The organism is Bartonella sp. AC158YNML (genome assembly GCF_042196725.1).
GTDB lineage: Bacteria > Pseudomonadota > Alphaproteobacteria > Rhizobiales > Rhizobiaceae > Bartonella.
In genome coordinates, this window is sequence record NZ_JBHIQU010000012.1 from 34877 (window position 1) to 45148 (window position 10272).

13 protein-coding genes are annotated in these 10272 nt (G+C 41.1%); 4 read left to right on the forward strand and 9 right to left on the reverse strand.

Annotation, left to right across the window (positions count from 1 at the left end):
* Positions 1-65: 65 nt before the first annotated feature.
* From ACFIM1_RS07165 to ACFIM1_RS07190, 6 genes are all read right to left on the reverse strand, one after another.
* Positions 66-551: a hypothetical protein gene (locus tag ACFIM1_RS07165; protein ID WP_375615400.1), complete on the reverse strand. Its 486-nt coding sequence runs from the start codon at positions 549-551 to the stop codon at positions 66-68.
* A 19-nt stretch (positions 552-570) separates the two neighbouring features.
* Complete coding sequence (locus ACFIM1_RS07170) at positions 571-1716, reverse strand: N4-gp56 family major capsid protein (RefSeq protein WP_375607315.1); 1146 nt, start codon at positions 1714-1716, stop codon at positions 571-573.
* A gap of 97 nt (positions 1717-1813) precedes the next feature.
* Complete coding sequence (locus ACFIM1_RS07175; RefSeq protein WP_375607314.1) at positions 1814-2725, reverse strand: hypothetical protein; 912 nt, start codon at positions 2723-2725, stop codon at positions 1814-1816.
* An 11-nt stretch (positions 2726-2736) separates the two neighbouring features.
* Complete coding sequence (locus tag ACFIM1_RS07180) at positions 2737-4791, reverse strand: portal protein (protein ID WP_375607313.1); 2055 nt, start codon at positions 4789-4791, stop codon at positions 2737-2739.
* The gene (locus ACFIM1_RS07185; protein ID WP_375614732.1) at positions 4776-6101 is read right to left on the reverse strand and encodes a PBSX family phage terminase large subunit; all 1326 of its coding nucleotides are present in this window, start codon (positions 6099-6101) and stop codon (positions 4776-4778) included. The genes ACFIM1_RS07180 and ACFIM1_RS07185 overlap by 16 nt, the downstream gene beginning before the upstream one ends.
* A complete protein-coding gene (locus tag ACFIM1_RS07190; RefSeq protein ID WP_375607311.1) occupies positions 6082-6396 on the reverse strand; it encodes a hypothetical protein in 315 nt (104 codons plus the stop codon). Before ACFIM1_RS07190 ends, ACFIM1_RS07185 begins: the two co-directional genes overlap by 20 nt.
* Before the next feature lie 297 nt (positions 6397-6693).
* Here ACFIM1_RS07190 and ACFIM1_RS07195 point away from each other — a divergent pair, with 297 nt between their 5' ends.
* A complete protein-coding gene (locus ACFIM1_RS07195; protein WP_375614126.1) occupies positions 6694-7152 on the forward strand; it encodes a hypothetical protein in 459 nt (152 codons plus the stop codon).
* 59 nt (positions 7153-7211) lie between these two features.
* Positions 7212-7916 carry a hypothetical protein gene (locus ACFIM1_RS07200; RefSeq protein WP_375614127.1) on the forward strand — a complete coding sequence of 235 codons (705 nt, stop codon included), beginning with the start codon at positions 7212-7214 and terminating at the stop codon, positions 7914-7916.
* A 7-nt stretch (positions 7917-7923) separates the two neighbouring features.
* Here the strand turns inward: ACFIM1_RS07200 and ACFIM1_RS07205 are convergent, their stop codons facing one another.
* Positions 7924-8418 carry a hypothetical protein gene (locus ACFIM1_RS07205; protein WP_375615401.1) on the reverse strand — a complete coding sequence of 165 codons (495 nt, stop codon included), beginning with the start codon at positions 8416-8418 and terminating at the stop codon, positions 7924-7926.
* A gap of 52 nt (positions 8419-8470) precedes the next feature.
* A complete protein-coding gene (gene ssb / locus ACFIM1_RS07210) occupies positions 8471-8914 on the reverse strand; it encodes a single-stranded DNA-binding protein (protein ID WP_375615402.1) in 444 nt (147 codons plus the stop codon).
* Positions 8915-9108: 194 nt separating this feature from the next.
* Here ssb and ACFIM1_RS07215 point away from each other — a divergent pair, with 194 nt between their 5' ends.
* The gene (locus ACFIM1_RS07215; protein ID WP_375694546.1) at positions 9109-9408 is read left to right on the forward strand and encodes a BrnT family toxin; all 300 of its coding nucleotides are present in this window, start codon (positions 9109-9111) and stop codon (positions 9406-9408) included.
* Positions 9386-9691 (forward strand): BrnA antitoxin family protein, encoded by a 306-nt coding sequence (locus tag ACFIM1_RS07220; RefSeq protein ID WP_273756873.1) that lies wholly within the window; start codon positions 9386-9388, stop codon positions 9689-9691. Before ACFIM1_RS07215 ends, ACFIM1_RS07220 begins: the two co-directional genes overlap by 23 nt.
* 23 nt (positions 9692-9714) lie before the next feature.
* On the opposite strand, the gene ACFIM1_RS07225 is transcribed toward ACFIM1_RS07220, so the two are convergent.
* The gene (locus ACFIM1_RS07225) at positions 9715-10041 is read right to left on the reverse strand and encodes a hypothetical protein (protein ID WP_375608737.1); all 327 of its coding nucleotides are present in this window, start codon (positions 10039-10041) and stop codon (positions 9715-9717) included.
* Positions 10042-10272 lie beyond the last annotated feature (231 nt).

Consider the following 10272-nt stretch of genomic DNA (forward strand, 5'->3'; position numbering starts at 1 on the left):
TCTTCCAAATGTCTTGCGGCATCTTGTATGGGAGGGGGACGCAAGCAACAAACGCCCCCTTGCCTTTAACGATTTGTATAAAACTCAACAATCACCTCAACATCACCTTTGGTGCTTTTCTTGTCTCGTGTCATGTAAATCGCACTTTCAGCTTCTAATGGAACATCTCGTTCCTTCATAGGGAGGTACAGATTGCTATTGGAATATTGCGTAAGCCCTATATTTCCATAATCATTACCATGAGGCTCTTTTCCAAATGTAGCTTTTACATCTTCAAAATCCTCCATGGGATAAGCTGTAATACTTTTTATAAAAGCCCCTCGGGGTAGAACGCCAATTTTCGTTATCAACCCTTGGTCCGTACATTTAACACGCGCCCGTAAATAACTAACCTGCTGCGTAGAGTTGTTGCGTCCCTGCAAAACAGGTGGCAATCCCTCATCTGTCATCTCAACAATTTCAATAGGTTCAACAATTTCAATAGGTTCAACGGTTTCAATAGGTTCAACAGTTTCATCAGGTTCCTGTGTAATTAGCGATTTTTCTGCCATAATTGTCATCCTTTAATAATTAGCTTGCTTCAGCAAAAGAAGGGATGACAATGGTACCAAAATCCTGTCCCCCTTGATCAGAATGAGGCAAGGTGTAGCGTGATTTTTTCATGCCGATAATGGTCTTTGCCGCCAAACCAAATTCACGTTGATAATCAAACAATTCTTCAACAAGTTTATAACGTGTACCACCCTTTTTATCATCACCTCCTGTTGCACCATTGCCAATGCGTCCATAAGCCATGATGATACTTTGCGCACCAAGCAAAATAGCACGACGAACAGAGGGAACAGGCTCTTGTGTCTTTGAATTAACACCATTGGGGACATGTTCAGCTTCACGCAAAATAACACCATTATACATCCCTAAAGAACCATTAAAAATTGGGTTCTTAGCTCCAGAGCCATCATAAGCTGCCTTGGTAATGTCTAACCATTGACCACTCTTTGTATTGGTACGCAATTGAGTTACCTGTATTGGGTGGAGATACATCACATATGCCGATTTCCCATCAACACGAACCGGACGCAAACGTGGATTAGCAAGTTTAGCGCGTTCAACAGCCCGATCTATAAGATCTAATGTAAAAACATCATCTTTTGTAAGCTCTTCATCAGTCTTTTTCTTATTCGGACGAATAACACGCAATTTGCTTGGCTCTGATGGCGCGTTAAAACCATAATGCACCGGTTTAAGCGTTATGCTGCGCCCTTCAAAATGCATCCATGGTGCTGTATAGCCTGCAGCCTGAATGAAAAACATCATACTTAAACGGTCTGCATACCAATCAACCAACCCATCTTTTGCTTCCTTACGCAAATTAAAGGGAACACGTTGTTGATCAATAGAGCCTTCATATTTGATGCGCACAGCATGAGTAAGCTCGTTGATGCGCACCTTTTCATTCATAAATTGGAGGGCTTCTTCATTGCCTTCCAGCGTTTGTCCCTCGCTAACGCCATCCCCCATAAGTTGGACTCTTAATCCGCTCGTCACAGAGTCACCAGCGGATTTTCCTAGCACATCCAACACTTGGATAATGCTGTTTTTGCTCTCCCCCATCAGCGGTGTAATAGGCAACGCTTTTGAGGTCTCTGTGTTTAGCATCTTAGCCCAAACGCCAACGGCTAATGGGTCATTGAGCTTTACTTCTGTTACTGCCATTTCAATCAATGCCTTTCTTGGTTTTTAAAACTCGCCTTGCGGCTATCCCAAACGATAAAAATCACTTGGTTCTCTCTGTTGCGTCACCACGCACATCTCACGCTCTGCTCATAATTTGTTCAAATTTTTTGGGATTTTTCTCAACCCATACAGCAAATTCTGCTTCCGGCATGGAAAAAAGCGTTCTCACATCCATACCGCCTGTTGGAACTTGTCCGCCGCGCGCTGTAAGTGTCCGCGCTGCTTGAGAGCGCTCTTGAAGGGCTCCCACTTCGTCCTTAACGGGCGCTCCACTATAGCCAAAAGCTTTCGCTTTTTGCACCAGCACCTCTATTGGGTTTATACCGGCTTTTTGGCATTGTTGGCATATCTGACGCAATTCAACACCAATTTGCTGTTGCCGAGCCATGGGGTCTTTCCATTGTGGATAAAGATCTGCCTGCGCTTGTAGGACACTGTCTGCTCTTTCATAGAGATAATCGGTGATACTGTCTAAATCCGGATATTTATCTTGTACCTGCGCTTTGGCTTCCTCGAAATAATCCCCTAATTTTTGGCGTTCATATTCCTCTTGACTCATGCGCTCTTGGCTCTCTCTCATATGAGAAAACTCATCAAGCAATTTCTGTTGTTCTTGTACCTTATGACTAAGCCATGCAACATGTGCTTTTGGATTGTCTTCTAGGGAGGGAACATTTTCCTCACGGCGGCGCGTGACTTCTTCCTGCATTGCGGCATATTTTTGCGCAAGTTCAATAGCCAATTCACGCGCTTCAATGGCGCTTTGTTCTGCCTTTTGGCGTGCTTGCCGCTCTTGCTTTAGTTTATCAGATTCTATTACATCAGAATTTGGCTGCTCCTGAAGCGGTTCTACAGCTGGCTGTTCAGAACTTTCCTCTGCATCAAAAACTTCCTCAACTTGTTCAAGCTCGACCAACTCAACAGCATTATCACTGGCAAAATGTTCATCATAGATTGCTTGTTCTTCAGGCGTAAACTCTTCTTCCATATTCTGTCCCTTCAATGTGTTATTATATTTTTTGTCAAAACTCGATAGTGTTCCAACTGTGCCTGTAAAGCTTTGCGTTCTAAATCACGCTGCGCTATCTCATTTTTTGCCTGTTGAAGTTCGAGCTGCATACGCGCTTGTTCTTGTTTCAAGAAAAGTTCGATATTTTTCTGCTGCAATGCCGTTTGTTTCTGCTGCGCATCAAGTTGATAGAGTGTGCTCTTTGCTTGCGCTTCTTGCTGTAAAACAGCAATCTTTGCTTGTTGCTCTGGAGTTAATTGTGCTCCTTGGCTTTGTTGCATCATCTGCTGTTGCTGCTGTTCTTGTTGTGCCTGCTGTGCTTTTGCCGTTAAATTTGCTACCAATGTTGCTGGCAGTGGGGAAAGCTTTAAAAGATCTGGAATCATCTCCGGTGTTAAGAAGCCACCAAGCAACGGCAACATCTGCGTAATTGCCGCAAAAGTTTTTTCTTTTTCATTGGGGCTTGTCGGTGAATCATCGACAATAATGTCATACTCAAGCGTTGTGACAGCTTCACGGGTTAACGGCACATATTGCGCATTCTCTTGTCCAGAAATACGCACCAAACGCCCATCAGAGAGATAATTCTGAATAAGATAGAGAATAATCTTTCCCTGCCTACACCGATAAAGCTTGAGATTATCAAACAGCCCCGCAAGCAAATTAAGCGTTGATTGCCGGCGTGTATTTTCCAGCACATTGGCTTGGTTGACCTCCCGTGTTCCGATAAACTCAGCCGATAACCCTGTTACATGCGTTATCGCTTCACGCGATTCATTAAACAGCTGGAAAAATCCATTGGGAAATTGTGCACTTGGCTTTGGTTGAATTTTCCCTCCTGTAAGCGCGCCATTTTTAACCCAAGTAATCGTATCCGTTCGCGCCCAGCTTTCCATGGCTTGGCGATCATCATCGAAAGCGCCTCGTTCTGCCATCAAGCCGCCCTTAGACTGGCTATTAAGGATATACATCACTTGGCTAAAATATTTATTCGACCATTTTTGTGGATCTTTTGCGGGGCGAACAATCCCGTAAAACTGGTTTTTAAGCTTATCCAGCGTGCCCGTGATACACTCCCACCCAAATTGCCCATCAGGTGCTAATGGCTTATCGGGCTTTGCTAAAAGACGTCGTCCTAGAAAAGCGCGCCTCACCACTTTTTTATTAAAACACACCCCTTGTAGTTGTGGCATCACCCTTTGAAGCTGTTCAAACTCCTGTTTGCTATAGTTGCGCATCTGGCCGGTTTGAAGATCAGGCGCCTTGTAAGTGATCTCATATTCAAACCAACGGCATTCAACCAGCGTAACATAGCGTTTCCTAGAACACGGCTCTGATAGAGAAGTCGCATTGGAGTCATCTTGATACGCATCAAGTGACACATGAGAATCCTCAGAAGCGGTTGTACTATCGATAGCCCAATCGGCGTTAAGATCTTCAACAGCAACATCAGGAAAAAGACTTTTAGCATCCTCAACAGATTTACGATCAACATACCACATACGCTGTGCGTCAATGAGATTTGGTCTTACAGCATTGGCATCCCAAACCATTTTTAAGGGATCTAAACGTTGAACAGCAGGTATCCCTTCGGGATCTGTATCATAATCAAGCCGCGTATCTGTCCAGCCCATACCGCAAATGACCATATCCTGAAAAGCATCGGAATCGGCATATTCCGCCTCCGCCTCATCACGAAACCATTCTGCTGCTCCAGTAAGCAATTCATTGGGTATTGCTGCTCCCATTTGCCGTGGTTGAAACTGTACTTCGCGCTTATTATTACGCTCCGCTCCAACAATAGCATTCACAAGGGGCGCAATGCGGTTAAAAGTCATGACAGGACGGCGTTGCTCTTTTAAAACCGCAAGATCTTCCTCTGCCCATTGACGACCATTATAAAAATCAAAATCTTCACGCGCCTGTTCACGCCATTTATTGACATGTTCAATATCTTCTGCGTACCAAGACTTTAAACGCTTATAGATTTCATATTCATCGAGGATTGTCGTTTTTTGAAAGTCTTGATCTAGAATGCCATCCATGATGCCGCTTCTCTTTCCATCGTGCAATAACGCTCTTGCTTGGGTTTGACACTGGGTGCTTCATAGACAACGCACATTAAACCAAAGGCATCCGCCCCATGGCTCGACCAATCATGCTCTGCACCCAAACCAATGCCGCGCTTCTCATCCCATTTCTCGTGATACCAATTCAGTGCTTTGCGCCCTGCTACCGTCATCTCTTCATTAAACCAAACAGACGGCAAAATACGCCGCACCGCCTCTATTCGCATCTTAACCGCCCCCGCCCCTTGATTAGGGATTACTTGCGTTTCAAAACCCGCATCATTTAAAGCACTCTCAAAACTCACATTGTGCACACGATCTCTCGTCGCACCATCATGGGGTAACACCATCAATGCCTTCTCATAACCATTTTGACGTAACCAACCGATATGTTCCGATAATGGCTGTCCCTGTGCTTCGTAATAATTAAGCACTCTGATTTCTCGCCCCACAAACTGTGCTATCCATATCGCTGTTGCATCTGCCTTGGCGCCCGTACCCCCAATGTCCCAAAAAGCCCGTATCTGCATTAAAGGGTCACGCGCAACACGCCCTATCCGCCCCTCTTGCTCGGCTGCCAACATTTCCCTCTGATAATAAGCACCTTGAACCGCTTTCAGATAATCCCCTTCCCAGATATGCTTATAGGTCTCTGGACGGTTTCTCAGATCATCCAATCGTGCTTCATTCAAGATCTTGGGAAACTTCGGATTGTCTGACCAATTGATCTCTACACGCTTGATTGCCTCATTGTCTGAAAAGCGAAACCGCTTCTCAACGGGTGCATTCTCTCGCAACGGGTTCCATGTGACCCATAACTCTGCTCGCCACCCCTCTCCCTCTTCTCGCAAAGTCGGTATAAGCGTCTGCCAAGCCGTCTCTGTAACCGGCTCTGCTTCATCAACCCAACAAAGCAAAATACGCCCCATGGATTTGATACTGGCAATATTACGGTCTAGTCCAGAAAACTGAAAGGCTATACGACCATCTATCGATTTAATCGACGACTCCCCAACCTTGTAATAGTCCTTTAAAAAGTCGTGCGCTTCAATGGCGCGCTTAATCTCCTCCAATGAACTCTCTGCTAGCGAATTCTGAAACTGACGTGCACAAAGTATAGTGCCTGATATCCCTCCCATACCAAATTGATAGCCTTTTAAAGCAGCCATCAAGGCAAATGATCTTGTCTTTCCAGACCCTCTTCCTCCCCAAGCAGCACGCACCAAAGCCTTACCTGTAAAAATCGGTATAAGCTTTGGAACAATATTAATCTGTCGTGTCGTCATTGACCAAAGGCGCGATTTCTACACGCGTTATCATCTTAATGGCGCCCCCATCTTCCCCTGTCACTTGAAGAGGCAAAATCTTTCCCAACAATGACAGATAAGCAGCGGGGCATTTGATTGCCTGTTTTTCTAGATAAGAGATCAAACCATCATCACCATATTTCTTACCAGCGCGCTCAGCTGCCTTAAGCACTGCTTCTTTCAAAATACGTGTCGTTTTATTTGGCACACCTTTTACTCGCCCTTGACCTGCCTTTGGGGGCGTTTTTTTTGCAAGTTTTTCAGTGGTTTTCATGTGTGTTTCTTTTTGTAAACAAGACAATAAAAAAACCCCGCAAAAGCAGGGCTCTGAACAATCATATAAACTTATAAGAAAGGTTATACCTTTACCGTAATTCTAGACACAACTCGACTAGTACAGCAACGCCATAAAACACTATTTTTCATATCCTGTCAACAAAAAAATCACGATATTGTATATTTTTTATTTTTTTACCTAAATCTAGTGTCTTTAACAACCAACCACTCACAATTGTATCATCTAAACGAATCAATTATATGACTAGAAACTAATAAAAAGCGGGGGAGAACAATGCGTGATATTGTCATAGTAATAGTGGGTATACTCATCCTATGGGCTATAGTCTCTGACATGCGGGAAGAAGCAGAGAATGGTCGGAATACAGAATTTCAAGGTACTCTTTTATTAGTCATAGTACTTGGGGTGCTTTGGTATCTTGAATTTTCAAGAAACTCTTTATTAGTAGTAGCAATTTTGTTGTTTGCTTGGAGAAATTACCTAGGAATAATAGCAAATTTTGAACATGATCGCTTAGTCGAATACTCTCAAATGGCGTTTGATTATGAGAATGAAAAAATTAATAAAGCGATTATACAACGAAACGAAGCAGTTAAGGAAAACAGTAGGATGGTCGATAGACACTACAAAGCGATTAAGGAACAAGAGAAAATAATTGAGGAATTATACGAAAAGCTTTGGCAACAACAGAAACAGATAATGATAATGGAAAAACAGAATGAATCTGGTTGAGAAAAAAATCAATTAAAAATTCAATACTATGATTAATGATTAATAAAAAGGGGGAGAAAATGTGGTTTATTATAGGAATTGTAATCCTTATCTTAATAATCCCAATATTAATTGATATTATTATATTAGTAATTTACGGCATTGGATTATTTCTAGGGGGCATACTTGAAACTCTAAAAGAGTTCCTAAATTTAGTAGGAAAAATACTATTAACAATAATACTGCCAACGTTAGAAACTATCGATTATGCTTTTACAAAGGATAAAAGCAAATGGAACGAAATAATTGAAAAACGAGAAAGATTTAGAGAACATAAAGCGATTAAGAAAAAAAACGGAGAAAAAACAATAAATTATTACTTTCGTTTTGCTAAACGTGGCTTATTTCTACTCTTGCGCCTAGTGGGGCTCTCCTATTTCACAGCAGTGGTTACCTTTATAATTATGTTTTCTACAGGGTACATCATTGCTACGTTTTTCCCCCGCTCTTTTGCCCCTTATTTGTTAGGGACAATTATTTTAATGCTTACTCTTCCCCTTACAGTCTGTATGGCACCAATCCAATATAGAATACAATCGCTACCAGTTTCATTTTTACTACAAATGTTAATTCTTTTTATTGAGTTTCACGAAAACCTCTCTATGGGTATTGTATTCTATATCGCATTCTTTGAGCTATTCGTATATATATTATTTAGCTTTTCTCACGCAGTATTTATAGCCGAACTATCAGAAGAGCAATCAACTGCCTTTGAAACATTATAATAAACATTTACCATTTAGTTTTTCTGTCAAAATATTTATGAAGCGCGTTAAGAGCGACCCGCAATGAATTCACAAGATGTGGTAATGTTTGGTCTTCGACAACAATATATTGTATTGCTGCATAAAGATTATACTGTTTATAGAGATGTTGTGTTTCTTTTATCGCCTCTTGCATATTAGAAAACTGTCCTGTTGCAAATTCGACCCATTTTTCTCTTGCTTTGTCATCAGAAGATGATGGTATTTCGTCATAAACAGCGCTTGGTAAACCTTTTGCACACAAATAGTCATTTTTCACTTCAAGATATTTTTGCGCAGCATCATACTGATCTTGAGTAAGCACACCTTGCAAACATAGCCGCCCAACATAAGACCCAGCAAGCGGATTTTTAGCCTCTTCAATCGTCAAACCAAAGCGTTTAGCACGCATTTCAATTGCCAATTGATTAACAGGATCTTGACGTACTTTCATTTGTGAAATATAAGTATCTTTCTTTTTCATACATCCCCTAATCTGTGGGAGCCCACATGTTTCTCTTTGCTCTATTTTTTAATCAAAATGGCATGCTATCATTAAGAGATGCGCTATAATCTTTAGCACCTGAAGCGATAGCATAATTTTGAGAAGTAACGGAAGAAGAGGTAGACTGCTCTTTCTTTGCATCAAGCAAATACAACTCGCCTTTGAATTGCGGTAAAACAATCTCTGTTGTGTAACGGTCAATACCATTTTTATCTTGCCATTTGCGTGTTTGTAATTTTCCTTCTACGTAAACTTTTGAACCTTTGTTGAGATATTGAAGTGCAATTTTTGCCAAATATGGATTAAAAACCACAATGGAGTGCCATTCCGTTTTCTCTACTTTTTGATGAGTATTTTTATCCGTATAGCTTTCAGAAGTTGCCATACGAAAATTGACTACTTCTGTTCCAGAATTCATTGTTTTGCTTTCGGGATCAGCACCTAAATGCCCGATTAACGTCACTTTGTTTAGCATGTTTTTTCTTACCTTAAACTTGTACTTTAATACATGGAAAATCTTAGCATGATTTGCTTATTTTTTCAATTATTTCAAAATGATATTATTGTTTTTTAACATATAAAATTATGTTTAATATGCAAAAAAACATAAATAGTTCAGTGTTCATTTAAAACTCTTGATATACATACATAAATGTATTAACATAAGACATGAAAATAAGATTTGAATGGGATGAAGCTAAAGCGAAAAGTAATCTTAGAAAGCACCGTGTAAGTTTTGAAATAGCTGCACGTGTTTTTACCGACCCGTTCGCCATGGTTAAACAAGACCGTATTGAAAACGGAGAATATCGTTGGCAAACTTTGGGTCTTGTGGATGGTTTTTTACTGCTGCTCGTGGCGCATACTGTCCATGATGATAAAGATGGTATAGAAGTAATCCGTATTATTTCAGCGCGGCGAGCTAACTCGAAAGAAAGGAAACGTTATGAAGAAGAAAGTTCTTTATGAAATTGATGTAGGTAACTTATCACCTTTGACAGATAAACAGAGAGTTGAAGTTGATAAGCTGGCTGCAATGCCGGACAGTGCAATTGATCATAGTGATATTCCGTCACTCAATGATGCATTCTGGAAAAACGCCGTTCGCAATCCATTCTATAAACCAACCAAAACTGTCACAACAGTACGTGTGGATTCAGACGTTCTAGCGTGGCTTAAAAGTCAAGGGAAAGGATATCAAACACGGATTAACGCAATTTTACGTGACGCCATGCTTCGTTCAATGCGTTGATCTCTTTCCTGCTACAAAGAGTATCAAACTGCTTTCGATAATTTTTTGATCTCTTTATTGATCTCATCTATAAGAGGTTCGTAATTGAGAACGCTTTTCGGAATAGCACCACCGTAAACCCACGCTTTTACTTGCGCTTTGGTACTAAAATCTGCCTTTTCTGGTACGGTGTAGTACTGACCACCGTCAAACTTTTCACACTCTCTTGTGCCGTCTTCATATTCATAGAGGTTGTAAAAATACTCCTCTGCTCCATCTCCCCAAGGAACATACCCAACAGCCGTTGCAACCCACTTTTTTTGCATGGGCTGTTTATGATTTGTTAAGAACAGTTGTTTTAATATTTCCATGTTTTAATTCCTATTTTTACCAATAGGTTAATTTACCTTAAATTTGACCGTACAGAGCGTTTTGTGTTACTGGTGTGGTTTTCATCATAAAATCTTTAAATCGCTTTGTACGGTACATTTTTGATGATTTAAACGCATATCTAATCACAAAACCATCAGCACTTTTCACTAGTTTGCTGTTTTAAGCCGCTTTTGAATTGCTACTGTTATGTTGCTCTTCACTAGGCTTGC

Coding starts and splice junctions, on each gene's coding strand:
- ACFIM1_RS07215 (WP_375694546.1), top strand. CDS start 9,109: ATGAAAATAAGATTTGAATGGGATGAAGCTAAAGCGAAAAGTAATCTT.
- ssb (WP_375615402.1), bottom strand. CDS start 8,914: ATGCTAAACAAAGTGACGTTAATCGGGCATTTAGGTGCTGATCCCGAA.
- ACFIM1_RS07180 (WP_375607313.1), bottom strand. CDS start 4,791: ATGGATGGCATTCTAGATCAAGACTTTCAAAAAACGACAATCCTCGAT.
- ACFIM1_RS07185 (WP_375614732.1), bottom strand. CDS start 6,101: ATGACGACACGACAGATTAATATTGTTCCAAAGCTTATACCGATTTTT.
- ACFIM1_RS07175 (WP_375607314.1), bottom strand. CDS start 2,725: ATGGAAGAAGAGTTTACGCCTGAAGAACAAGCAATCTATGATGAACAT.
- ACFIM1_RS07195 (WP_375614126.1), top strand. CDS start 6,694: ATGCGTGATATTGTCATAGTAATAGTGGGTATACTCATCCTATGGGCT.
- ACFIM1_RS07200 (WP_375614127.1), top strand. CDS start 7,212: ATGTGGTTTATTATAGGAATTGTAATCCTTATCTTAATAATCCCAATA.
- ACFIM1_RS07190 (WP_375607311.1), bottom strand. CDS start 6,396: ATGAAAACCACTGAAAAACTTGCAAAAAAAACGCCCCCAAAGGCAGGT.
- ACFIM1_RS07220 (WP_273756873.1), top strand. CDS start 9,386: ATGAAGAAGAAAGTTCTTTATGAAATTGATGTAGGTAACTTATCACCT.
- ACFIM1_RS07170 (WP_375607315.1), bottom strand. CDS start 1,716: ATGGCAGTAACAGAAGTAAAGCTCAATGACCCATTAGCCGTTGGCGTT.
- ACFIM1_RS07205 (WP_375615401.1), bottom strand. CDS start 8,418: ATGAAAAAGAAAGATACTTATATTTCACAAATGAAAGTACGTCAAGAT.
- ACFIM1_RS07225 (WP_375608737.1), bottom strand. CDS start 10,041: ATGGAAATATTAAAACAACTGTTCTTAACAAATCATAAACAGCCCATG.
- ACFIM1_RS07165 (WP_375615400.1), bottom strand. CDS start 551: ATGGCAGAAAAATCGCTAATTACACAGGAACCTGATGAAACTGTTGAA.